At 69.0% G+C, this 24463-nt stretch carries 16 protein-coding genes; 11 read left to right on the top strand and 5 right to left on the bottom strand.

Annotated elements, in window-relative coordinates; genetic code table 11:
• Positions 1-37: 37 nt before the first annotated feature.
• The 11 genes from moaC (at position 38) to recN (ending at position 11345) form a co-directional block, all read left to right on the top strand.
• Positions 38-535 (top strand): cyclic pyranopterin monophosphate synthase MoaC, encoded by a 498-nt coding sequence (gene moaC, locus AC1U7O_RS03280; protein ID WP_479893145.1) that lies wholly within the window; start codon positions 38-40, stop codon positions 533-535.
• A gap of 54 nt (positions 536-589) precedes the next feature.
• Positions 590-1297, top strand: a complete 708-nt coding sequence (locus AC1U7O_RS03275; protein ID WP_479893144.1) for a molybdenum cofactor biosynthesis protein — start codon at positions 590-592, stop codon at positions 1295-1297.
• Entirely contained in the window at positions 1294-2352 is a 1059-nt protein-coding gene (moaA, locus tag AC1U7O_RS03270) for a GTP 3',8-cyclase MoaA (RefSeq protein ID WP_479893143.1), read from the top strand. Before AC1U7O_RS03275 ends, moaA begins: the two co-directional genes overlap by 4 nt.
• A gap of 51 nt (positions 2353-2403) precedes the next feature.
• Positions 2404-3105, top strand: coding sequence for a HoxN/HupN/NixA family nickel/cobalt transporter (locus tag AC1U7O_RS03265; protein WP_479893142.1), 702 nt, complete (start codon positions 2404-2406; stop codon positions 3103-3105).
• A gap of 106 nt (positions 3106-3211) precedes the next feature.
• Positions 3212-4000: an MBL fold metallo-hydrolase gene (locus tag AC1U7O_RS03260; protein ID WP_479893141.1), complete on the top strand. Its 789-nt coding sequence runs from the start codon at positions 3212-3214 to the stop codon at positions 3998-4000.
• 21 nt (positions 4001-4021) lie between these two features.
• Positions 4022-4858, top strand: a complete 837-nt coding sequence (gene accD / locus AC1U7O_RS03255) for an acetyl-CoA carboxylase, carboxyltransferase subunit beta (protein WP_479893140.1) — start codon at positions 4022-4024, stop codon at positions 4856-4858.
• A gap of 27 nt (positions 4859-4885) precedes the next feature.
• Positions 4886-6178: a bifunctional folylpolyglutamate synthase/dihydrofolate synthase gene (locus AC1U7O_RS03250; RefSeq protein WP_479893139.1), complete on the top strand. Its 1293-nt coding sequence runs from the start codon at positions 4886-4888 to the stop codon at positions 6176-6178.
• A gap of 1 nt (position 6179) precedes the next feature.
• On the top strand, positions 6180-8540 hold the full coding sequence (locus tag AC1U7O_RS03245; RefSeq protein ID WP_479893138.1) for an LPS-assembly protein LptD: 2361 nt from the start codon (positions 6180-6182) through the stop codon (positions 8538-8540).
• Positions 8541-8611: 71 nt separating this feature from the next.
• Positions 8612-9157 carry a hypothetical protein gene (locus AC1U7O_RS03240; RefSeq protein ID WP_479893137.1) on the top strand — a complete coding sequence of 182 codons (546 nt, stop codon included), beginning with the start codon at positions 8612-8614 and terminating at the stop codon, positions 9155-9157.
• Between the two features lie 142 nt (positions 9158-9299).
• Positions 9300-9632 (top strand): thioredoxin, encoded by a 333-nt coding sequence (trxA, locus tag AC1U7O_RS03235; protein WP_479893189.1) that lies wholly within the window; start codon positions 9300-9302, stop codon positions 9630-9632.
• 27 nt (positions 9633-9659) lie between these two features.
• Positions 9660-11345, top strand: a complete 1686-nt coding sequence (recN, locus tag AC1U7O_RS03230) for a DNA repair protein RecN (RefSeq protein ID WP_479893136.1) — start codon at positions 9660-9662, stop codon at positions 11343-11345.
• 8 nt (positions 11346-11353) lie between these two features.
• Here the strand turns inward: recN and AC1U7O_RS03225 are convergent, their stop codons facing one another.
• From AC1U7O_RS03225 to AC1U7O_RS03205, 5 genes are all read right to left on the bottom strand, one after another.
• Entirely contained in the window at positions 11354-12475 is a 1122-nt protein-coding gene (locus AC1U7O_RS03225; protein ID WP_479893135.1) for an HD-GYP domain-containing protein, read from the bottom strand.
• 108 nt (positions 12476-12583) lie between these two features.
• On the bottom strand, positions 12584-13996 hold the full coding sequence (locus tag AC1U7O_RS03220) for a sigma-54-dependent transcriptional regulator (protein ID WP_479893134.1): 1413 nt from the start codon (positions 13994-13996) through the stop codon (positions 12584-12586).
• Positions 13968-16931, bottom strand: a complete 2964-nt coding sequence (locus AC1U7O_RS03215) for an ATP-binding protein (RefSeq protein WP_479893133.1) — start codon at positions 16929-16931, stop codon at positions 13968-13970. The genes AC1U7O_RS03220 and AC1U7O_RS03215 overlap by 29 nt, the downstream gene beginning before the upstream one ends.
• The gene (locus AC1U7O_RS03210; protein WP_479893132.1) at positions 16924-18606 is read right to left on the bottom strand and encodes a PilZ domain-containing protein; all 1683 of its coding nucleotides are present in this window, start codon (positions 18604-18606) and stop codon (positions 16924-16926) included. The genes AC1U7O_RS03215 and AC1U7O_RS03210 overlap by 8 nt, the downstream gene beginning before the upstream one ends.
• 266 nt (positions 18607-18872) lie before the next feature.
• A complete protein-coding gene (locus AC1U7O_RS03205) occupies positions 18873-24308 on the bottom strand; it encodes a PAS domain S-box protein (protein WP_479893131.1) in 5436 nt (1811 codons plus the stop codon).
• Between the last annotated feature and the right edge of the window lie 155 nt (positions 24309-24463).

Raw genomic sequence — 24463 nt, 5'->3', positions numbered from 1 at the left:
CGGCCGGTGCATGCAACATCTTGATTTCTCGCCTGAAATGGACGACTTTACGCATTTCAACGAGTCGGGGCGCGCGAGGATGGTGGACGTGTCGGCCAAGCCCGCGACGGAGCGGGTCGCGACGGCGCAGGCCCGCGTCCTCTTGCTGCCCGACACGCTGCGGCGCATCCAGCAGGGGAAGATCGTCAAGGGGGACGTGCTCGCGGTCGCGCAGGTGGCGGCCGTGATGGGCGCCAAGCGCACCCCCGACCTCATCCCCATGTGTCACCCCATGCTCCTGACGAGCGTGGACGTGGCCTTCCAGGAACATCCGCAACCGGACGAGGGGGGGCGCTGCGCCATCACCGTCACGGCCACCGTGAAGACCACGGGACAGACGGGGGTCGAGATGGAGGCGATGACGGCCGTGACCGTCGCGGCCCTGACGATCTACGACATGTGTAAGGCCGTGGACAAGGGGATCGGGATCAGCGACGTCTACCTGCTGGAGAAGTCGGGCGGGAAATCGGGCGTCTATCGCCGGGCGGCGAGTTAGCGGAAACCCGGGGCGGGCACGGCGCGCCGGATCGGACGGATGTGACGGGGAGCCATGGTCGCGGTCAAGCTGTTCGGTCTGGTCAAGAGCCTGGCCGAGAATCGGTCGGAGCTGACCCTGTCGCTCGACGAGGGCCGGTGCGTGAAGGATCTCATCGGACGGCTCGCCGCCCGGTATCCGCAGATCGGCGAGCTCGTCCACAAAAAGAAGGTCCTGGTGTCGGTCAACCAGGAAATCGCGCATGAGGACACGGAGATCAAGGACGGCGACGAGGTGGCGCTGCTCCCGCCCTTCGCCGGCGGCGCGGCCATGACGCCGGGCGGCGGGTCCGCCGGCGAGGATCTGCTGGTCCGCGTCCAGCGGGAGAACTTCTCCCTCGACGAGGAGCTCGATCGGGTGCGCCGCCGCTCCACGAGGATCGGCGGGGTCGCCATGTTCCTGGGCACGGCGCGGGACCGGTCCAAGGGCCACGACGTCAGCTCGATCACCTTCGAGCACTACGAGGGGATGGCCCAGAAGAAGCTCCGGGAAATCCGCGAGCGGGCCCTCAAGGATTTCGACGTCCTGGAAGTGCTGATCCTGCACCGCTACGGAGAGATCGGCATCGGCGAGAACATCGTGCTCATCATCGTCGGCGCCGAGCATCGGGCGGACGCCTTCCGGGCCTGTCGGTGGTGCATCGACGAGCTGAAGCAGATCACCCCCATCTGGAAGCGGGAGCAGACGCCGGAGGGCGAGGTCTGGGTGGAGGAGCACCCGTGAGCGCCGCTTCGGCGAAGGGCCCGCCGACCGTCGGCGACCGCTTCGGCCGCCCGCTGCGCAGCCTGCGCCTCTCGGTGACCGACCGGTGCAACCTCCGGTGCAAGTACTGCATGCCAGAGGAGGATTATGCCTGGCTGCCCCGCGAGACCCTCCTGACCTTCGAGGAGATCTGCGCGCTCACCGCGCTCTTTACGGACCTCGGCGTGGACAAGGTCCGTCTGACGGGCGGCGAGCCGCTGCTGCGCCGCGACCTGCCCAGCCTGATCGGCATGCTCCGCGGCAACCGCGGGATCAAGGACCTGGCCCTCACGACCAACGGCATCCTGCTCGATGAGATGGCGCCCGCCCTCCGGGAGGCCGGCCTCGACCGCGTGACGGTGAGCCTGGACACGCTCCGGCCCGAGCGGTTCCGGGCGCTGACCCGGCGGGACGGGCTGGAGCGGGTGTTCGCGGGCATCGCGGCGGTGCGGCGTGCGGGGTTCACGGCCCTCAAGCTGGACACGGTGGCGATCCGCGGCTACAACGACGACGAGCTGGCGGACCTGATCGAGTACGGCCGCCGCGTCGAGGCGGAGGTCCGGTTCATCGAGTACATGGACGTCGGCGGGGCGACCGACTGGTCCATGGACCAGGTGCTCTCGCGTGACGCGATCCTGGAGGCCCTGGGCCGCCGCTACGGCCCGATCGAGCCGATCGCCGAGGACGGCGCGGCGCCCGCGCAGCGGTACCGCTTCCGGGACGGCGCCACGTTCGGCATCATCGCGTCCACCACCGTGCCTTTCTGCGCCACCTGCGACCGCAGCCGGCTGACCGCGGACGGCTTCTGGTTCCTGTGCCTCTACGCGAAGGAAGGAACGGACCTCCGCCGGCCCCTGCGCACGGGGATGCCGGCTGAGGCGATCAAGGCGCTCATCCGTTCCGGCTGGGAAGCCCGGACGAACCGGGGCGCCGAGGAGCGCAAGGAGCTGGAGCAGGTCGGGGCCCGGGGTCGCCTGATCGAGATCGACCGGCTGCGCCAGGATCCGCACCTCGAGATGCACGCGCGGGGCGGGTGATGGCCCGCGATCGCTCAGCGTCGCGGTTCCGCTCCGCTCGGCCCGCCGACCATGCCTGATCCGGGACCGCTCTCTGTCCTTGGCCTGGGTTTTGTGCTGGGGCTCCGGCACGCCCTGGACGCCGACCATCTCGCCGCCGTCTCCACCATCCTTTCGGCCCGCCCCGACCTTCGCCGGTCCGGCCTGATCGGTTGCTCCTGGGGTGTCGGCCACACGGCGATGCTCCTGGCCGTGGGGCTGGCCGTCCTGGCCCTCCGGGTGACGATCCCGGAGGGCCTGGCGCGGGCCTTTGAGTTCGGCGTCGGCCTCATGCTGGTCGTCCTCGGGCTCTCCCTGGCGCGCCGAGTGGCTCGCGAGCGGTGGCATTGGCATCTGCACCGACACGACGAGGCGACCCATGCCCACCTGCACCGCCATCGCCTGGATGCGGAGCATCGGCACGAGCACTGGTTGGCGCTCTCGACCCGTCCCTTCCTGGTCGGCATGGTTCACGGTCTCGCCGGCTCCGCGGCCCTCATGCTCCTGGTGCTCTCCCTGGCGCGCAGTCTGTGGGAGGGTCTGGCGTACATCCTCCTGTTCGGCATCGGGTCGATCCTGGGGATGGGGCTGGTCGGGGGCCTGATCAGTCTGCCGCTCGTTCTCTCCGCACGAACCGGTCCCCGTGTGCTCGCGGTCGCCCAGAGCCTGGCGTGTCTGGGGAGCATCGGGCTTGGGATCGTCACGATGGTCCGGACCGGCCTTGGCTCCCCCTGACGGACTGGCCCCCTTTGGCGGCCGCCGCCCCGCGGTTTCCATCGGTCGCTTGTGTTGGTTGTTGCGGACGCTTGTGGTATCCTGGCGCCTCCCTGGGAGTAACCCTGTGAAAATCCGCGTGTTGGGATGCCACGGCTCGGACCAGGTGCAAGACGGTGCAGGGGGGCCCCACCAGTGCCAGACCTGCGGGTTCCTGGTGAATGACACCGTCATGGTGGACGCCGGGACCATCGGCTCGGCCCTCCGTCTGGACGAGCAGAAGCGGATCCGCCATGTCCTCGTCTCCCACCTGCATTTCGACCACATCCGGGGCCTGCCCACCCTGGCGGACAATCTGGTGGACGACGCGGTGGAATCCGTGACCCTGCGGGGCATCCCGGAGGTGCTGAACGGGCTCAGGGCGCATATCTTCAACGGGGACGTCTACCCGGACTTCCTGGCCCTGCCGAACCGCGAGCGGCCGGTCTTCACGACCGAGGTGCTGGAGGAGGGGAAGGAATACACGGTGGGAAGCCTGGGCGTGACCGCCATCAGGGTCAATCACCTCGTCCCGGCCGTCGGCTTCCTGGTCCGGGAGGGCGGCGCCTCCTTCCTCTACAGCGGGGACACCTACGAGACGGAGGAAATCTGGCGCGTAGCGGCGCGGGAGCCCACCCTGAAGGCGGCCCTGATCGAGACGAGTTTCCCCGACGACATGGCGGAGCTGGCGCGGGTGAGCAAGCATCTCACCCCCGGCCTGTTCGCGCGGGAGTTCCGGAAGATCGGCCGGCCGGACCTGCCCGTCTACGTCTATCACCTCAAGCCCCGGCACCGGGCGCGGATCGAACGGGAGCTGAAGGGGCTGGGCATCGCCAACCTGACGGTGCTCGAGGAAGGCCGGGAGATCGTGATCTGACCGGGCGCGGAGCGGAGACGCATGGCGTGGTTTAAGAAGGACAAGGGGGCGACGGCGGAGAGCCCGAAGAAGGCCAAGGCCGTCGAGGGCATGTGGTTGAAGTGCAACCACTGCCGCGAGATCGTCTATCGCAAGGAGGTGGACCGCAACAACAAGGTCTGTCCGAAATGCGACTACCACTTTCCCGTGTCCGTGCAGGAGCGGATCGCGCTGCTGGCGGACCTCGGCTCCTTCCGGGAATGGGACGCGGACATCGAGCCCTGCGACCCCCTCGAGTTCGTGGACACCCGTTCCTACCGAGACCGCCTCCGGGCCCAGCAGGAGAAGACGGGACGGAAGGACGCCCTGGTGGCCGGCGCCGCGACGGTCGGCGGCCGGCCGATCGTCCTGGGGGTCTTCGACTTCGGGTTCATGGGCGGGAGCATGGGCTCGGTCGTGGGGGAGAAGATCTGCCGCGCGGCGGAGCGGGCGCTGGAGTCGCGGGCGCCGTTCGTGCTGGTGACCTCCTCGGGCGGCGCGCGCATGCAGGAGGGCATCCTGTCCCTCATGCAGATGGCCAGGACCTCCGCGGCCGTCGGGCGACTTCACGCGGCCGGCGTCCCCTTCATCTCGGTCCTGACCGACCCGACCTTCGGCGGCGTGACGGCGAGCGTGGCCATGCTGGGGGACGTGATCCTCGCGGAGCCGAAGGCCTTGATCGGCTTCGCGGGGCCGCGGGTGATCGAGCAGACGATCAAACAGCAATTGCCGAACCAGTTCCAGCGCGCCGAGTTCCTGCTGGAGCACGGCATGATCGACATGATCGTGGAGCGCAAACGACTCAAGGATACGCTGAGCGCGCTGTTGACCCATTTATAGCCGCCCCGGCCCCTCCCTCCTATGGCGATGTCGTACCCCGAGGCGCTCGACGTCCTCTTCGGCCTCCAGCGGCATGGGATCAAGCTGGGGCTCGACACCGTGTCGGCCCTCCTGGCGAACCTGGGCGATCCGCAGCATCGCTATCCTTCCCTGCACATCGGCGGGACGAACGGCAAGGGCTCCACGGCCGCGATCGCCGCCGCGGTCCTGCAGGCCGCCGGCTACCGCGTCGGCCTGTACACCTCCCCGCACCTCGTCGAGTTCCGCGAACGGATCCGGATCAACGGCGAACCGGTCGGGGAGTCCGTCGTGGCGGAGCTGACCGGACGGCTGCGGGAGGCGGGGGGCGATCCGGCCCCGACCTTCTTCGAGTTCACGACGGCGATGGCTTTCGCCGTCTTCGCGGAGGCCGGGGTGGAGGTTGCCGTCGTGGAAGTGGGGCTCGGCGGGCGGTTCGACGCGACCAACGTGGTGGCGCCCCTCGCCACGGCGATCACGAACGTGTCGCTCGATCATCAGGAGCATCTGGGAGACACGGTCGAGGCGATCGCCTTCGAGAAGGCCGGCATCGTCAAGCCGGGCACCCCCCTCGTGACCGGGCGGCTGAGCCGGGAAGCGGCGGAGGTCATCGGGGGGATCGCGGCGGTGCGCGGCGCGCCGTGGCGGCGGTTGGGCGAGGACTTTCTGGTCGAGGGGGACACCGAATCGGGCTTCGACTACCGGGGGCCGGCCTGGGCCTGGCGGGGCCTGACCTGCCCCTTGGCCGGGCGACACCAGCTCGACAACGCCGGTTGCGCGATCGCCTTGCTGGAAGCGGCCGCCGGGCGGGGGTTGCGCATTCCTCCCGAGGCGGTCGTCGCGGGCGTCGCCTCCCCTCGCTGGGAGGGGCGCCTCGAGACGGTGGGGGCGCGGCCTCGCCTGGTCCTGGACGGGGCGCACAATCCGGCCGCGGGCGAAGCCCTCGCCGACTACCTGCGACGGCATCGGCTGGCCCATCCCGGCGCGCGCGTCGTGCTGGTCTTCGGGATGATGCGCGACAAGGACCGGGTCGGTTTCCTCCGGTCCCTGCTGACGGTGGTGGATGAGCTCGTCGTCACCCGACCGCAGATCGCGAGGGCGGCGACCGTGGAAGAGCTGACGGACACCGTCCACGACCTCGGCCGCCGCGCCCATGTCGCTCCGCTGCCGGCCGACGCCGTGGCCCTGGCCGAGCGCCTGGCCTCCCCGGACGATCTCATCTGCGTCACCGGTTCGTTGATGCTGGTGGGCGACGTCAAGGCCCTCCTGCGCGGGTGTGCACTGTCCCCTCTCAGGGGCTGATATGGCCCCGGCCCGCCGGCTCGTCTGCCCGCTGGCGCTCGCGACCGCTCTGGTCGCCGGCGTGATGCCCGCCCCCCCGTCCTGGTCCGCCGCCGGCTCCAGGGGCGCCTCCCAGGCGAGCCAGGTCGGCAAGATCGGGGCCGGCCCCATCGAGATCACCGCCGACCGGGTGCAGTACCTTCAGAACACGGACGTCTACGAGGCGACGGGATCGGTCGTCATCGTCCAAGGTCCTCTCCGTCTGACCGCCGACCGGGTGACCATCTTCATGCTCTCGGGCACGCTGGTGGCGAGCGGCAACGCCCACCTGACGGACGCGACCAGCGACATCCGTGCCGAGCGGATCGATCTGGACGTCAACACGGAGGCGGGGGTGCTGACGGAGGGCACGCTCTTCGTCAAGGGCTCCAACAGCCTCGTGACCGGCCGGCTGTTCCAGCGGTTCTCGGAGGACCATTACCGGGTCAAGGATGGGACCTTCACCAACTGCGATGCCGGCGAGGGGCAGGTCCCGGCCTGGCGCTTCCGCTTCAAGGACGTGGAGCTGGACCTCGGCGAGCAGATCTACGGGAACGACGTCTGGCTCTGCGTGCTCGACCGGCCGATCCTCCCGCTGCCGTCCATCTCCTACCCGCTGGAGACGACCAGGAAGAGCGGGTTCCTCGTGCCCAACGTGGGGTACGACACCTTCGGCCTCCACCTGCGGGAGAGCTTTTATTGGGCCGTGAACCGGAGCCAGGACGTCACGATCACGCCGGACTACTACAGCACGCGGGGGTACGGAAGCGACCTGCTCTACCGCTACGTCCTGGACAAGCATTCCAGGGGCCAATGGCTGATGAACGTGTTCCAGGACAACGCGGTCCAGCGGGTGCGGGCCTTCATCACCGGTTCCCATGTGCAGCACGTCACGCCGACGCTGACGATCAAGGCGGATGCGAACCTGTTGTCCGACCGGACGGTCTACAACAACCTCAGCAGCTCCGGCGTCCTGCGCGCTCTGCCGAGCACCGAGTCCAATCTCTTCGTATCGCAGCGTCTCGCCACGGGGAACCTGTACTTCCTGGGACAGTACCTGCAGCCCCTCGCCGCGGGCAGCTCCCAGACCTTCCAACGCCTGCCGGAGATCGGCTACTCCCTGGCGAACTATTCGCCCTTCGGCGGCCCGCTGGTCCTGGGCGGGCAGGCGAATGCCGTGTACTTCTACCGGGAACAGGGGTTCGGCTACGAGCGCGTGGACTTCGTCCCCGGGTTCGCGACCGACGTGCTCCATGCCGGCCACATGGTCGGGCTCACCCCGCAGTTCAAGTTCCGGGAGGTCTACTACAGCCGCGGCGTGAGCACGGCCCAATCGGTGCACCGCACGACGTTCTGGGCCGGGCTTGAGGCGACGACCCGGCTGTCGCGGCAGTATCGGGCGGACGGCGGGGGGAGCTTCCTGCACACGATCGAGCCGAACATCTTCTATGAATTCGTCCCGGCGACGGACCAATCCCAGATCATCCAGGTGGACGCGGTGGACGACCTGCCCAAGAAGAACCTCGTGACCTACTCGCTGAAAAGCCGCCTGCTCGAGCAGTTGGTCGGCGGCGGCACGTCCAACTGGATGGACCTGACCGTGGCGCAGAGCTACCACGTCTCCGCCCTGCAGAGCCAGGCGCGGTTCTTCCCCTTCCCGGGAAGCCCGCTGTTCATCTCGGACGCCCAGCAGCTTCAACCGCAGACCGTGCCGGTGCAGGGCCGGCGATTCTCGGACGTCTGGACGCGGGCCGTCTTCGGCAACCCCGTCGTGTCCCCCCTCAACCCCCACCCCGTCTCGCTTTCGATCGACGCCTTCTTCGACCCCTACGGCGTGACCGTAAGCCAATGGAACACGGACCTCCGCTACCAGCACGAGGACCAGTGGTATGTTCAAGTGGGGCAGCGCCACACGCAGTCGGGGAACCGGCCGCGCCGCGGCGACATCTGGAACCCCCTCTCCTTCGCCGAAGTGTTCGCCCCGACCCCCGAGCTGGACTACCTGACGGCCTCCGCCGCGATCCGCCTGCCCCTGGGCTGGACGGTCGGGGCGCGCACCTACTACGATATGCAGACGGGGCAGCGACCGGAAACCGACATCGTCGGCATCTACCAGAATCCCTGCCGTTGCTGGTCGCTCGGCTTGTTCTACATCCAGTTCCCGGACCGGGTGCAGTATAACTTCATGATCAGCATGACCGGCGTGGGCGGGACCGAGAGCTTCGGCACGCAGGTGATGAAGACCATCCTCGGTCCGCTCCTGGGCAACGAGCGCGGCCTGCCCTGGCCGAGCAAGATGACGGTCCAGCCGGCCGCGGGATCGGAACCCGTCGGGCCGCGGTGAGCCGGGCCGGAGGCCCCGCGATCGGCGCCGATGCTCGCGGTCGAGCCCGACGGGGAACACGGAGGTGGATGATGAGAAGGATCAACGGCGACGCTTCCGGACGGCGGGCCTTTAGCCTGCTGCTCGCGGTGGTTCTGCTGGCGACGGCGGCCGAGGCCGGCCAGCCGGGGGCGGCGCGGCCGGCCCACGGTCACCTGGGCCGGGCCAAGGTCTTCCTGGCCGCCGGAGATTACCGGCACGCCATCGAGGCCTGCCAGCGACAGGTCGAGGAGTTTCCCGCCGTCGAGAGCTATGTGTACCTGACCTACGCCTACCAGGCGCTGGAGGGGTATCTCGAACACCTGGCCAAGCACGATCGGTGGGTGCAGGTGGGCCAGCTCTACCTGAGCCTCGCCTCACGGGGGACGGAGGACTTGGTGGACCCTCCCGATGTCCTGGCGCGCATCGCGAAGGAAGTCATCCAGGACGGCGTCAGGCAGCACGCGGACGTCAGCGCGGCCATGGCGGCGAGACTGGACGAGCAGGCGGTCGCCCGGCTCTGGAAGCAACAGACGGCGCATCGCCGGGGCCGACCGGAGGACTGGTGGTTCGGGGTGCCCGCGGAATGGGACTGGTGATCCGGCAGGCTGCGAGGGTCGAGACCGCCCTCCGCGTCGGTTGACAGTCTCTCCGCGCGTAGGATACGATCGCGCACGCAGTCCGCAGACGCAGGTGTCGTGGTCAAGGGTAGGAGGAGGAGACCCAGTGGGAGCACAGGCGATGAAGGTGGATACCAGCTCCTGGGAGAGCCAGGTGTTGAAGGCGCCGGGGCTGGTGTTGGTGGATTTCTGGGCGGTCTGGTGCGGTCCCTGCCAGATGGTGGCCCCGATCATCGAGGAACTGGCCAGCGAGTACGAGGGCAAGGTCCGCGTCCTCAAGCTGAACACGGACGAGAACCCGGAGATCGCCGGGCGCTATCAGATCCTGAGCATCCCGACCATCCTGTTCTTCAAAAACGGCCAGCCCGTCGAGACCCTCATCGGCGCCAGGCCGAAGCGCCAGTTCAAGGAAGTCATCGATTCCCTGCTCGCGCAACCGTCCGCCACGGCGTGAGGCGCCCCCGCCGGTGATCCGGCCCGCATGCTGACCGAGCTGCGTATCTCGAACTTCGCGGTCATCGAGCGGCTCGAGTTGGAATGCGCCCCCGGGTTCCATGTTCTCACCGGCGAGACCGGCGCCGGCAAATCCATCATCATCGACGCGATCGCCCTGCTGCTGGGCGGTCGCGCGTCGGGCGACCAGATCCGCGCGGGCGCGAGCGAGGCCGTCCTGGAGGCGGCCTTCCAGCTTCCGCCGGAGAGTCCCCTCGTCGAGCGGCTCCGGGCCGAGGGCCTCCTGGACGGGCAGGCGTCCGAGCTGTTCGTCCGGCGCGTGCTCTCGCGATCAGGCCGGAACCGCTTCTACCTCAACGGCACCCTCGCTCCGCTCCACGTCGTCCAGTCCCTCGCCGGCACGGTGATCGACATCCACGGGCAGCACGACCAGCAGTCCCTGCTGGCCCCGCAGGCGCAGCTCGACGCCCTGGACGCGTTCGGGCGGCTGAGGGCCCTGCGACGGGCCTACGGAGCGCAGTATCGCCGCTGGCGGGAGAGCGAGCGGACGTTGGAGGAGGCCGAACGGGCGGCGCGCGAACGGGCCCAGCGCGAGGAGTTCCTCCGCTTCCAATATCAGGAGCTCGCGGAGGCCGATCCGCGGCCCGGGGAGGAAGCGGCGCTCGAGGCCGAGCGAAGCCGGCTGGCCCATGCAGGCCGTCTGGGGGAGCTGCGGGCGGCGGCCTACGAGGCGATCTACGGGGACGAGGGGGCGGTGGTGACCAGGCTGGGCGCCGCCGCGGACCGCCTCGGCGAGATGGGCAGGCTCGACCCGCAGGCTGCGGAGCTGGCCGACCTGTGCGCCGGGGCGCTCGTGCAGGCCCGCGAGCTTGCGCAGCGGCTCAGGGACTACGAGCGGGCGATCGAGCCGGACCCCGAGCGGCTGGAGCGGATCGAAGCGCGGTTGCAACGGTTGGAGCGGCTGAAGAAGAAATACGGCGGCAGCCTCGAGGCGCTCCTGGCGAAGGCGGAGGAGGTCGGCCGGGAGCTGGAGCAGTTGCAGGAGGACGGGGACCGAGTCGCCGCGCTGCGCGCGGCGGCGGCGGACGAGCGGAGCAAGGTCGAGGCCATGGCCGCTCGTCTCACGGAGGGGCGGGTCAAGGCCGCGGGACGGATGCAGGCGCGGGTCCAGGAGGAGCTGGCCGGTCTCCGCATGGAGCACATCCGCTTTCGGGTCGAGGTGTCGCAGGAGCCGGAGGGCGCCGACCCCGGCCCGACCGGCCGCGATCGGGCCGCCTTCCTGTTCTCGGCCAATCCCGGCGAGCCGCTCCAGCCGCTCGCGCGTGTCGCGTCGGGCGGGGAGCTCTCCCGCGTCATGTTGGCGATCAAGACGGTCATGGCGGAGACGGACGGCGTCCCCGTGCTGATCTTCGACGAGGTGGACGCCGGCGTCGGCGGCGCGGTGGCGGCGGTGATGGGGCGGCGGCTTCGCGCCCTCGCCCAGTACCATCAGGTGTTCTGCGTCACCCACCTGCCGCAGATCGCCTCCCAGGCGGGCACACACCTGCTGGTGGAAAAGACGGTGTCCAGGAAGCGGGCCGTGACCCGCGTCCGTCGCCTCGACCGGGCCGCCCGCGAGGAGGAGCTGGCGAGAATGTTGGGAGGGCTGGCCGTGACCCGGCGGGTACGGGAGACGGCGGCCGAGATGCTGCGGGAGGCGGAAGGGACAGGCTGAGGCCGCAGTCAGGCGGGCGGGATGGCGGCCGGGCCGGAGAACGGTACTTCGGAGGGAAGGGCGCCACGGCATTCCGCGGACACGCGACCGAGCACCGCGATGAGCGCCGGGTCGAAGTGCCGGCCGGCCTGGTCCTGGAGGTGCCGCACCGCCTCTTCGACGGTCATGGCGCCGGGGCCGGCGATCAGATGGTCGAGCTCGTCCGCCAGTCCCACGATCCCGGCGACCAGGGGGATCTCATCGCCCTGGAGTCCCGCCGGATATCCCGAGCCGTCGAACCGTTCGTGGTGGCCGGCGATGATCGCCGACACCTCGGAGGGGAGGGCGAAGGGCAGCACCATGCGCGAGCCGGTTTCAGGATGGCGGGCGATGTCGCCGCCGAAGGGCTCCCGCTCGGCCGGCAGGGCGCGGTCCTTGGGCCAGGGCGAGACGGCCAGCAGCCCGATGTCGTGGAGAAAGGCTCCGAGCGCCAGGGCCTGCCGTTGGGCATGGGCCAACCGCAGGGCCTCCCCGAGAAGGGCGGCGTAGGCGCTCACGCGGCAGGCATGGTTGTACAGGTTGCGGCACCGGGCCAGCAGGAGATCCGACAGCAGCGGCACCGGGTCCTCCTCCGCCGTCGGCTCGCCGACGGCGGCCGGTGCGGCGTAGATGTCCCGCACGAGCCGCCACACCCCGGCCGGCTCTTGCGCGCTCTCCCACAGGGCGCCTCCCGTGAGAAGGAATTGCCGCAGGCGGTCCAGCCGGCGCTTCTTCGCCATCGTCTGATCGATCAGCCGGATCAACTCCGTGACGTTGAAGGGTTTCAGCAGGTACCCGGCCGCGCCATGCCGGAGCCCGTCCATGGCCGAGTGCAGGCTGCCGTAGCCGGTGATGATGATGACCTCCACGTCGTCGTGCTCGACCTTGATCTGGTGGAGGAGGTCGGTGCCCTGGCGGTCCGGCAGCTTCAGGTCCAGGGTCACGAGGTCGACGGGCTGCTCCCGCATCAGCCGCAGGGCGGCCTCCGCCGTCTCCACGGCCAGCAGGCTGTAGAAGGGACGCAGGATGATCCTGAGGGCGTCGCGGGGGCCCGGCTCATCCTCCACGATGAGGATGGTCGGCCGCTCGGTGTTCGGGTGAACTACGGGCATGATGCCGCTTCACTTACGCCTGACGGGGCGGTTTGTCAAGTCAATCCTGCGATCGCCGACGGGTTCGGCCGGGTCGCCCGGAGTCCGTCGGGCTCGGCCCTCGCCGCCTCAGAGTTCGCCGCGGAGGGGTTCGTCCTGCCCGCCGGGCCCTTCCCCTCGCTGCAGGCCGAGCAGGTCGATCCGATACTTGAGCATCCGTCGGCTGATCCCGAGCAGGGCCGCCGCGCGGGTCTGGACGTGCCGGGTCCGCTCCAGCGCGTCAAGGATGAGGTCCCGCTCGAACCGGGTCACGGCTTCCGCTAACGAGATCCGGCCCGAGAGCACCTCCTCCCGGAGCGAGGGGGCGCGGCCGTTCCCCCGACAGGAGGCCGGGAGGTGGTCGGGCAGGATCTCGGGGCCGCGCGACCAGACGAGGATCTGCTCGATGACGTTCTCCAGCTCGCGGACGTTGCCGGGCCAGTGGTGCCGGACGAGCAGGTCCATGGCTGCGGGCGAGAACCGCTGGGGCGGCCGCTTGTCCGCTTCGAGCCGCTTGTCCAGCAAGTGCCGGGCGAGCAGGGGGATGTCCTCGCGCCGCTCGCGCAGCGGCGGCAGCCTGAGCGAGACGACGTTGATCCGGTAGTACAGGTCCTCGCGAAAGGCCTTCTGGCGGACGAGGTCCTCGAGCGATTTGTTCGTGGCGGCGACGATCCGCACGTCCACGCGGATCGGCTGCGTGCCCCCGATCCGCACGAACTCGCGTTCCTGCAGGACCCGCAGCAGCTTGGCTTGGGTGGCCGGGCTCAGATCGCCGATCTCATCCAGGAACAGGGTGCCGCCGTGGGCGAGCTCGAACTGGCCGATGCGGCGCGTCACCGCGTCCGTGTAGGCGCCGCGCTCGTGTCCGAACAGCTCGCTCTCGATCAGGGTCTCCGGCAGGGCGGCACAGTTGAGGGCGACGAAGGGGCCGTGGCGGCGGATGCTGTTGTAATGGAGGGCGCGGGCGACCAGCTCCTTGCCCGTCCCGCTTTCTCCCGTGATCAGGACCGTCGTCCGGCCGTCGGCGAGCTGCGCGATCTTCGTGTAGACCTCCTGCATGGCGGGGCTCCGGCCGATCAGGTTGTGGAGCCCGTACCGGGACGACACCTGAGCGCGCAGGGTCCGCACTTCCTCTTCCAACTCGCGTGCGGCGAGGGCCTTGGCGACGATGAGGCGGAGCTCCTCCACGTCGAAGGGCTTGGTAACGTAGTCCACCGCGCCCAGCTTCATCGCGGCGACGGCCGTCCTGACCGTCTTCGTGGCCGTGAGCATGATGACGGGCAGCGGCGGGTCCTCGGTGTGCAGGGTGGCGAGCAGGCTCAAGCCGTCGGCTCCGGGAAGGGCCAGGTCGAGCAGGACGAGGTGGGGGGACTCGCGACGGAACAGCTCCAAGCCCTCCGGCGCGTCCGCGGCGCACAGCACCTCGTGCTCGGGCTCCAGCGCCATCTTGAGGGAAGACCGGACGCCCGGCTCGTCATCGATCAAGAGAACCCGTTTTTTCATGCGCCTCGCCACCCCTGACCTGGCCCGCCTGCAGGGGGTTGGTCGGCAGGTTCACGTAGAACGTCGTGCCGCGACCGACCGCGCTCTCCACCTCGATGTAGCCGCGATGCTCCTGCACGATCTGGTGCACGATAGTCAGGCCGAGGCCGGTCCCTTCTCGTTCGCCGCTTTCGTGCTTGGTGGTGTAAAAGGGGTCGAAGATGTGCTCGAGGTTCTCCGGCGCGATCCCCGAGCCGGTGTCGGCGACCTCCACCTGGACCCACTCGTCGCCGTTGCGCTTGGTCAGCCGGTGCGTCCGGACGGTGAGACGGCCGCCGCGGTCTCCCATCGCGTCCAGGGCGTTGAGGAAGAGGTTGAGCAGCACCTGCTTGATTTGCTGCCGGTCGAGCATGACCGGCGGCAGGTCCGCCGCGAGGTGGCGCTGGATGACGATGTCCTTCGTCGCGGCCTTCACCTCGATGAAATAGAGGCAGGAGGCAACGACCTCGTTGAGGTCCTGGACGTTCAGCTTCGGCTCCATGTACCGGGCGTAATCCAGGATTTCTTGGATCAGCCGTTCGATCCGGTCGACGTCCTCCGCCACCACGGCGCTGAAGTGCTCGATGAATTCCGGGTCGTTGCGTCGCTCCGGCGCGAGCTGCACGAAGGTCTTGATCGAGGTCAGCGGGTTGCGGATCTCGTGGGCGAACCCCCCGGCGATGGTCTCGAGGGACCGCAGGCGGTCGGTCCGCTGCATGATCGCTTTCTGGCGCCGGAGGTCTTCGTACAGCAGTGCGTTGTCGAGGGCGATGGCCGCGTTGTGGGCCAGCGTGGACAGGAGGTTCAAGTCCTCCTGCGAGTACATGCCCGACCGGGACTTGGGCCCGAGGTTCAGGAAGCCGATGAGCCGGTCCTTGTTGAGCAGCGGAATGCCGCTTTCGGCGCCGATCAGCCCGAGGGCGTCGGCGGCGTCGGACAGCATCGCGGCATCCTCCACGGGGCTGGCGAGGCCATGGGTCAGCTCCTCGCGGATGACGGGATGCCCGGCCAGCCGTAGCAACTGGGGAAGGGCGTGCCCGCTCTTGAACTGCTCCGGGGAGGGGCGCACGGCGCTCGCGCCGTACGTCGCCTTCAACTCGTAGACGTCCTTCTCCTTGTCCAGGAGGTAGATCGAGGCCGTCTCGATCCCCATGACCTTGGCGAGGGTCTGGACGATCTCTTGGTTGAGGGTCTTCAGGTCCAGGATGGTCACCATCGCCTTGCTGAACTCCGTGAGCGTTTCGTAGGCGTCGTAGCGTCGGGTGAACAGGGCCTTCTCGACGGCCCGCTCGACGCGGTGCTGAAGGTTGGCGAGGAACTCGGAGAAGATGGCGAAGGTGGCGACCAGCACACCCGCCAGCACGTAGTGGGCCGAGCCGGTGAAGGCTCGGATTAGCAGGAGGATGATCGCATAGATCGGAATGAGGACCAGCAACTGCTGGTAGGGAATCAGCCGGTCGTGCCGCGGCTCCGGAGCGGCGTCCATCAGGCGGTGCTTGACGAGGGTGTAGCTCACCATCGCGACCCACGAGCAGACGAAGGCATAGCCCAGGGGATAGATCCCGATGCCGTAGCTCGGCAGGAAGTCCAGCGAGGCGCAATATCCCAGCAGGAAGGCACGGAACAGCAGCGTGATGCGCTTCGCGTCGGCCTGCGCCTCCGATGCGATTCGCGCGCCTTCGAGGAACAGCAACCGCAGGGACAGCACGCTGACCGCGCCGAAGTAGAGGAGAAAGGCCGGGTGGGCAATCCCGGCCTTTGGGTAGAGGCCCCAGGGGTAGCTGTAGGAGCCATCGAGGAGGTAGGAGGTGGGCAGCAGGAGCGCGAACAACGCACCGAGGCCGTAGGCCGCCGGGACCGGCAGGAACGGAGCCGGTCGGCCCAGCAAACTCGCGCAAAAATGGTAGAAGAAGGACGGAATGAACGTGACGCCGACGGTGGCGACCTTGCCCCACAGCTCGACGTCTTGCGGCACGGCGGTCGAATACAGCATGAACATGGCGAACAGCCACAGGCAGGCCGATGCGCAGAGGGCCGCGAATGTGCGATGAGCGACCGACGTCGGTCGCTTCAATAGGATCCACAAGCCGCAGGCGAAGACCAAGGTGCCGGCCATGAGCGAGGGAAGGGAGAACGGCGTCGCCCGGTGGCTGATCAGGACGGCCAGGTAGGCCGGACCGAGGACGATCCCGAGCACGAGCCCGTAGGCCAGGCTCTTGTTGAGCACCAGCGACACGTCCATCAGGCGGTAGCGCAGGATGGCGTAGGTGATCACGCAGATGAGGAAGAAGATCGGGAGGTAGCCGAAGGGATAGACTTCGTACCCGAAGACCGGTAGGAAGTCGACGGAGCCGGTATAGGCCACCAGGAACGCGATCAGGACGATCGCGATCTGGTTGCGCCGGATGGGCGTCTGGACGTGCTTCAAGGCGAAGAAATAGGACGTGAATGCGGCGGCCATGTAGGCGATGAACACAAGGAAGAACGGGAGGGAGTATGGACCCCAGGCGGGCCAGAGACCCCACCAATAGCGGTGAACGCCCACGACGAAGTGGTCGCTGAGAAGCACGGTCGCGGCCAGGGTGGATGCCAGCGCGTAACCGAGGCGGATCGACCGGGACCGCCGCAGTTCGAGAAATTCCGCCGAAAAGGCGTAGAACGCGACAGAGATGAACATCACGCCGACGTTGTCCAGCCGAAACCACCAGAGCGCGAGATCGGGAGTCCTGGCCGACAGGCCGCCGGCGGTGGCGAGGAGCCAGACCGCGATGCTCGAGCACAGGACGAGAAAGTGGCGATGGGCGGCGGCGACCCGGCTGGAAAATTGGGTCAGGATCCCAAGGCAGAGTGACAGGACCCCGATGAAGGCGATCGGGACGGCGTGGGGATTGAAGGCATAGGCCGAGAGGTCAAACACAAACGCTGGCGGTCCTCCGTGCTTCGGTCACGCGCTGGAGGTCTTCCTCCGTGATGTAGCCGCGCGAGTTCCGAAAATAGGCCAGGCCGAATCCCAGCGCCCGGCCGATCTTGATGATCTCCGCCGCCTGCTGGGGAGTGGCTTTCCCGAGAGAGTAATGACCCTGCCAGCCGACGGCGGTGAGGATCATGGATTCCGACAGGCAGCCCAGGGCTTCCCCAGGCCCGAGGCCGAGGTCGAAGTGGCAATCGACGCCGGGGGTCCTGACGATGGCCGACTCGACTACGAGGACGTCATCACGTTGGATGGGGATGGACTCGGACACGTTCTTGGGCTGGGCAGCGTCCACGACGATCGCACCCGGCTTGAGGTGGGATGCCGTGATCAAGGCGCGGGGGCTGCTCGTCGCGGCGATGATGATGTCGGCTTCCTGTACGAGCTCGACCTGGGCGCCGCCGACGACCTCCGACCGTCCCTCCCGCAGGGCCGCGACCACGCGCATCAATTCGTCCTTCTTGATGTCCACGAGGATCAGCTTCCGCACGAGACCGCTCAGCAACCTGGCGCAGGCCGAGCCGACCGATCCGGCGCCTCCGACGACGGCGGCCGTGGCGCCGGGAATGTGCAGGTTGGTGAGCGCGGCCGCCATCAACACGTTCTGGACGGCGATGGCCGCCGAATGCGCATTCCCGGTCGTGATGCCGACCCGGACTTTTCCGTCCAAGTCCTGGCCGTCCCTGGTGACGATGGAGGTGAAGGCTCCCAGGCCGGCGATGCGCGCGCCGAGGCGCTCGGCGAGCCGCGCGGTCTGACAGACCCGTTTCCTCGCGAGGCGGGGGTCGCGGATCATCTGTTCGGTCGTGGGGGGGGAAATGAGCATGGCGCCCGTCAGCGGCTCGCCGGTGTGGCCGCGCAGTCCCGTGATGTAGGATGCGATGAACGGGCGCTGGTGCCGGAACCACAGCTCGGTCAGTCTGGGGGAAAAGAAGTGCGCGCAGGGGAACTTTCTCGGAATGTCGGTCAGGTCCCTGGGATGGGCGATGAAGGCGAACTGAATCGTCGGCGCGAGAAGTCGGACCACCGGCCGGGGCAGGAACGGGATCATGGCATCGCGGACCAACTGGAGCGTGAGGCAAACGGACTGCCAGAGAAGCCGCCAGGACAGGGGTGGGGGGGCGAGCCGACGGATACCCCCCGACCGGCGATCAGCGGCCATGGCTCTCTGAGCCGACACCTCTGGGAGCGACGGGGTTGAAGAGAGGGAGGTCCGCCTCCGATAGGTCAGCAGGTAGGGGTTATCGGTCACGAAGAGGGAGATGATGGCACGGGGGCTCGATTCCAGTCGGGAGCCCAGCCCCGTGAAGGCGCGGCGCTCTTCCGGGTCCGCCTCGACGCGGAATGCTTCGACGCAGGATTCCAGAATGCTCCGTTCCGGCTCGTTCAGGTTCACGAACCGAACATCGGCCAGTCGTTGATCCGGCTCCGATCCGCCGACCTCTCTGACACGAACGACCAGGCCAGACAGGCGCATGTAAGCGAAGTCATTGGCGAAGCAGAACTGAACAGAGAGACGACGGCCCTCTTCGAGGGGGAGGGTGGTGAAGAAGGAGAACCCCTCCGAGCTGACCCGAGCGGTCGTGCCGCGCGCCAGCGAGCCCTGCAGGTCTAAGGTCACCGGCAGGCTCGCTGAAATCGATACCCCGTGTTGACTTGCGATAGAGTCGTCCATTTCCCTTGCTCCCTTATCGAGACGAGTAAAGCTGTGGGCCTGTCGCCCTGCTGGTCTGATGGAGCGCGTGTTCCGTCTGATACGGGTTTGCCTGTACCGAGCGATCGGCACCATGATGGGGAAGATGGCCTGTTTTGTCAATGGGATCGTCAATTGTCCGCACGATGCCGTCCGCCTGGCCTCGTCTGAAACGTCGGGGGCGGCTGCGTGGATCACTCACAGGGGATTGTCAGATAGAGGGTCGTCCCACGGCCTTCCCGGGACTCGATGTCTAAGGTTCCATTCACCAACGCCGCCCGTTCCCTCATGCCATGCAGACCCAGTTGCCCTGCCGCCTCCGGGTGCCGGCGGAAATGCTCGACGTCGAAACCGCGGCCATTGTCCTCGACGATGGCGCGGACCAACCCCGCTCGTCGCTCGAGGAGGAGGCTGACGATCGTGGCCCGCGCATGTTTGGCGACGTTGGTGAGCGCTTCTTGAATGACCCGATACAGGGCCGTCTCGACGGTCGGGGACAGGCGGGTGCCCTCAAGCCCGGCCACATGGAGGTCGACGGAGATTCCGTGGGCCTTTTCGTACTCGGCGACGTGCCGCTCGATCGCGGCGACCAGGCCCAGGTCGTCCAGGACGCGCGGACGCAGGCCCATGGCCAGGCCCCTGATCTCGTCCAGCGTCCGGGCCGCGACCTGTCGGAACCGGCGGGCCCTGACCTTGGCGGCGTGAAGCGTCGTCGCCGCCTCGATCGTGTGCAGCCCGACCAGCAGCGACATGAGCGCCTGGCCCGTGTCGTCGTGAAGCTCGCGCGCGAGCCGGCGGCGTTCCTCCTCCTGGGCCGACATCACGTGTTCGAGAAAGCGGGCCCGGAGCTCGGCGATCTGTAGCTGATCGGAGATGTCGCGGATCAGGCCGCCGAAGTACCGGCGTCCCTGTTGGGTGTATTCCCAGAAGGCCAGCTCCAGCGGAATTGCCCGTCCGGATCGGTGTCGCCCGGTCAGCCGGAGCTGCTGCCAGGCCATGTGTCGGGTCCCTGTGGCGAGGTAGCGGTCGAAGGCCTGCCGATGCCGAGTGCGGAGCGGCTCCGGCATGAGCACCGTGAGCGGCCGCCCGCGCAGCTCCTCCGGGGTATAGCCGAAGATCCGCTCAGCGGCCCGGTTCGCGAACACGACGAGGCCGTCTTCGTCGATGGTGATGATGGCGTCGGCGGCGGTTTCAGCGACCATCCGGTAGCGCGTTTCGCTCTCCCGCAACGCCGCTTCCGCTCGCTGCCGCTCCGCAATCTCCCGTCGCAGCCTCGCGTTGGCCTCCGCGAGGGTCGCCGTGCGCTCCATGATCCGCCGCTCCATCTCGTCGTAGGCTTGCCGGAGCGCCGTCCGGTTGGCTTCCAGCGCCTCGGTGTGCCGCCGGAGGTGGTCGCTCAAGGCCTGAACCACGGCCGCCCCGGCCGCGTTCTCCAGGGCCACGCCGGCCAGGGTCGCCAGGTACTCGGCCAGGCGACGCTCCTCCTCGCCGAAGAGCCCTCCGATCTGCCCGTGGGCGACGTAGAGGCACGCGGCGGGCGCGTCGCGGACGAGAATCGGGACAGACAGGGCCGATCGTACCCCGGCGAACACGAGGCTGGCGTCGGCTTCCGGCGGCAGGCCTTCGGTGGCCAGGACCGGACGGCGGAGTACCAGGGCCTGCCGGACGAGCGTGCGGCTGTACGCCACGGCCCGATGGTCGGGCTGGAGCCGCGGAACGGCGTCCCGGCCGGTGTCCGGCTCCACCGTGAGGACCAGACAGCGATCGCCGCGCAAGAGCCGCAGCGCGCCCTCCCGGACCGCGGCGAAGACCGCGTCGGGCGAGAGCGCGGCGGCGATCGTGCGGCCGACGTCCTGCAGGGCCGTATAACGGTCGGCCAGGGACAGATCGCCCGCAGGGGGCGGAGCCGAGGTCTCCCCTTCGATCCCCGCCCGCATGTCGGCCAGGAGGCGCTCGGCCTCGGCGATATCCTCTGCCGCTCCGGGCCAGCTATGGGCCAGCCCCACCCGGCCCCGCGCGAGCAGGCTCTGGGCATATTCGTACCGCGCGCCTTGCCGGTCGGCCACAGCGAGGCTGTGCTGGAGGAATGTACGGGCACGGCGGCGGCGCCCGCGCATCGCAGCGAGCAGCCCGGCCTCGCGCAAGGTACGAGGCATCTCCGCCTGGAACCGCCGCGCGGCGTGCAGCGCAAACCGAGCAAGTTGCTCCGCATGCCGGAGCGGCCGTTTTCGTCCGGCAAGTGCCCATGGAGACGCTTCCTCAACCGCCATGCGGCCGGCGGTTAAGGCCCAGGAAAAGGCGGGGGCCACGTACGCGTTCATGAGACCTGCCCGCTTGACGATCCGCCCGGCCTGTTCCAGCACCGCCGCGGCCTCGGCCGGCCGTCCGGCGGCGAGCAGCCGAACCCCTTCCGCCTGCAACACCACACAGGCGCGCTCCACATCGCCTGTCGTCCGTTCCATCTGAGCGTGGATGGCATGGGCGGGCACCTGTCCCTCCGCGGCCTTGGCCCAGAGTTCGAGGCTGAACCCGAGCGCATGGTCTCCGAGCTGAGAGCCCAGCTCGTAGAGGTGTCTGGCGATCTGAACTGCAACGTCGAGGTCGCCCAGACGGTACCGGCAGAACCCGATGTGGTACTGGGCGACCATGACCTCCCACTGGTCGCCCGTCCGCTCAAAGAGCCGTAACGCTTGCTGACACGCGTCGAGGCACTCCTGGAATCGCGCCGCGGCATACAGCACGATGCCGCGGAAATGCAGCGATTGTCCCTGCCCCCACGGATCGTCGAGCTCTTGGCGGATGGAGAGCGACCGGGCTGCATAGGCCAGACCCCGGTCGAACCGGGACAGCAGGCTCATGACCGGCGCGTGCTCTGAGTAGGCCTGGGCCAGTTCCGGGGTCGGAGGATACCGTTCCGCCAGGTTCATCTCTCGAAGGTGGGTCCAGAGCGAAGGGAGGGTTCCCCGAGAAAACCAGTAGACGTAGGTCAGCCGGCTGTACAGCCGGATGGCGAGTCGCTCCGGTCCCGCCTGGTCGAGCGACCGCCGAGCCAGGAAAAGGCTTGGCAGCCAGGTATGCAGCGTCTGGACGAGCACCTCCCAGAGCAGCCATCCGAGATAGCCGAGCCTGCCGTGTGGGACCCGCTGGCCGAGTCGCCGCAGTGCGCCTTCGATGGCCTCGCCGGCTGTTTTGACGTCGCCCCGCTTGAAGGCCAGCTCGCCCAGTTTGCCCTCGATCTGGGCCTGCGCGAACGTCCTGTCCGCCAAGCTCCGCGCCCGCTCGAATTGCTCGCGGGCCTCGTCGTACCGGCCCCGGAGCATCAGGACGTCCCCCAAGCCCTCCGCGATCCGGTAACGGGTCGCCCGGTCGGCGTCCGCGGCGCCTCGCTCGGCGATCCGGTACTGCCGCTCGGCGATCTCCAAGGCGAAGCGGCGGCGGGCCTCGTCGGCCGCCCTCAGGGCGTAGGGAAGGGCTTGCTCCGAATCGCCCGCGGCATCGAAGTGGTAGGCGAGGTCGAAGACCCGGTTCGTGCCCCGGGCCTCCAGAAGGCGGGCGGTCCGGCGATGGAGGGCACGGCGCTCGGCCTCGGACAGGCGAAGGAGGCAGGCGTCGCGGATCTTGTCGTGGACGAAGCGGCAGCACCCGGTCCCTCTGTCCATCCAGACCAGATGGCGACATCCCGCCTCCTCGATCCCCCTGGCGACCCGGTCCGGCGTCAAGCCGGCCAGAGCGGCGGCAACCTGCGGATCGAACTCCTTTCCCATGACCGCGGCGACGCAGAGCAGGCGAAGGACATCGGCCGGCAATCGCTCCAAGCGCCGGGCGAGGAACACGGCGGCCCGGTCCGATGACCGGACCTGTGCCAGGGCGGTCGGCTCGACCCGCCACCCGGCTTCCTCCGCGATGAGCGCCCCGGCTTCGACCAGGCCCTGGAGAAGGGCGGCGGCCATGAAGGGGTTCCCGGAGGAGAGGCGGGTGACCGCTTCGATCGCTTCCTCGGGCAGGGGACCGGCCATGGACCTCATCAGGCAGCGGACCTCCGGCGCCCCGAAGGGGAGGAGGCGCAGAGGGGCGCAGCCGGCCAGGCGGCGCAGGGGATGGTCCGCGGACGCCTCCTCGGAGCGGAGGGCTGCGACCAGCAGGATGGGACGACCGGCCCGCGCCCCCGAAACCCGTTCAGCGTGCCAGCGCGGCAGGAGTTTGAGCGAGAGGTCGTCAGCCCACTGGCAATCGTCGAGCAAGAGCAGCACCGGCCCGTCCGCATCGCCCAACGCATCGAGGAGGGCGGCGAGGGCGGTGAGGCTCCGACGCTCGCCGAACTCCTCCGGCCCGAGGTTCGGGGAGGCGGCCAAGCCGAGCGGCGCCGCCACGGCCGGGAGCGCCACCGCGACCGCCTCGGCCTGTGCGCCGAGTCGCTGCCGCAGGGCGGCGGCCCATGCCGTGTCCGACCGCAGCCTGACGACCAGGGCATCCACGACGCCCTCCAGCATCTGAAAGGGCCGCTGCGCGGTCCGCTCCCGGCCCTGGCCCCGCAGCACCCATCCGCCGCCGGATTCGCAGCGGTGGGCCAACTCTTGAAGCAGCCGGGTCTTCCCGAGGCCCGCTTCGGCTTCCACGAGGACGAGCCCGCCCGCGCCGCGCCGCGCCTCCTGCCAGCGCGCCTCCAGCACGGCCAACTCTTCGCGCCGGCCAACGAAGGCCGGCTCCGTCACGGTGCGCCGCCGATCCCATGACCCGATGGCGATCGGAGGGTCCGTCTCGCCGCCGCCGACCGCGTCGGCGAGGTCCGCCCAATCGCCGAGCGCGCCGTCGGCGGACTGGTAGCGGGCCAGGGGTTCCTTCCGCAGCAGCCGCTGCAGGATCTCGTCCAGCGCCCGCGGCACCGGCAGGCCGAGCGTCCGCAGCCGCGGCACCGGCTCGGTCAGATGCTGCCGCAAGAGGTCGCTCGGCCACTCGGCCTGAAACGGCGGGCGTCCCGCCAGACACTCGAAGAGCAGGATGCCGGCCGAATACAGGTCCGACCAGGGGCCTGGCTCGACCTTCATCAGACCGGCCTGCTCGGGCGCGATGTATCGGACCGTTCCGACCGGCAGGTCCCGGATCGCCGGGCCCAAGCCGTGGCTGCGCGCGAGGCCGAAGTCGATGATCGTGGCCTGGGCGACCGGGCCATCGGCATTGACGATCAGGTTGGCGGGCTTGAGGTCGCGGTGGAGCACACCGTGGCGGTGGATGTCGCCGAGCGCCTGGAACAGGCAGCGGCCGAGGGTGAGGGTGTCCGCAAGCGAGAGGGGGCCGCCCCGCAGGCGTTCCTCCACCGTCACGCCCGGGATATAGGCCGTCACGAGCGACAGGCCATCGTCCTCCTGGGTCCATGCCAGCAGCGGCGCCACCCACCGGCTGTCGAGTCGGGCCAGCACCGTCGCTTCATGGGCCAGGCGCGGCTTGGCGTCGCTCGATAGGGCGGCTGCCGAGGTGGACTTGATCACGACGGGCCGGCCGGTTTCCAAGTCGGTGCCGAAGAAGGTCCGGACGCCGCCCGTCTCCTTGACCAGACGGTCGGGGCGAAAGCGCGCCCTCGTGCCCGCTCGGCTCGGCGCGGCGGGGATGGTCTGAAACGTCATGGTCTCCATGGAAAGGGCGCCGGAGCATCGTCGGCCGGCCTCATCGCGCTCGCCGGCCGTCTTGACGGGGGAACCCGGCCGGTTACGGCTGGCCCGTCGGCTCCGGGGCCGTCGCGCCCCTCTCTTAGGGGGTTGGCCGTCAGGCGTCAATCCGTGCGATGGGG

This window comes from Candidatus Nitrospira neuquenensis, from assembly GCF_979578155.1.
Note: the sequence above shows the minus strand (reverse complement) of the source record. Positions and strands in the feature narration are given on the sequence as shown.

Bases quoted from the DNA above. Each gene is read 5' to 3' on its own strand.
- AC1U7O_RS03265 (WP_479893142.1), top strand. From the start codon at position 2,404: ATGCCTGATCCGGGACCGCTCTCTGTCCTTGGCCTGGGTTTTGTGCTG.
- AC1U7O_RS03225 (WP_479893135.1), bottom strand. From the start codon at position 12,475: ATGCCCGTAGTTCACCCGAACACCGAGCGGCCGACCATCCTCATCGTG.
- AC1U7O_RS03275 (WP_479893144.1), top strand. From the start codon at position 590: ATGGTCGCGGTCAAGCTGTTCGGTCTGGTCAAGAGCCTGGCCGAGAAT.
- AC1U7O_RS03245 (WP_479893138.1), top strand. From the start codon at position 6,180: ATGGCCCCGGCCCGCCGGCTCGTCTGCCCGCTGGCGCTCGCGACCGCT.
- trxA (WP_479893189.1), top strand. From the start codon at position 9,300: ATGAAGGTGGATACCAGCTCCTGGGAGAGCCAGGTGTTGAAGGCGCCG.
- AC1U7O_RS03220 (WP_479893134.1), bottom strand. From the start codon at position 13,996: ATGAAAAAACGGGTTCTCTTGATCGATGACGAGCCGGGCGTCCGGTCT.
- AC1U7O_RS03205 (WP_479893131.1), bottom strand. From the start codon at position 24,308: ATGGAGACCATGACGTTTCAGACCATCCCCGCCGCGCCGAGCCGAGCG.
- accD (WP_479893140.1), top strand. From the start codon at position 4,022: ATGGCGTGGTTTAAGAAGGACAAGGGGGCGACGGCGGAGAGCCCGAAG.
- recN (WP_479893136.1), top strand. From the start codon at position 9,660: ATGCTGACCGAGCTGCGTATCTCGAACTTCGCGGTCATCGAGCGGCTC.
- AC1U7O_RS03240 (WP_479893137.1), top strand. From the start codon at position 8,612: ATGAGAAGGATCAACGGCGACGCTTCCGGACGGCGGGCCTTTAGCCTG.
- moaC (WP_479893145.1), top strand. From the start codon at position 38: ATGGACGACTTTACGCATTTCAACGAGTCGGGGCGCGCGAGGATGGTG.
- AC1U7O_RS03250 (WP_479893139.1), top strand. From the start codon at position 4,886: ATGTCGTACCCCGAGGCGCTCGACGTCCTCTTCGGCCTCCAGCGGCAT.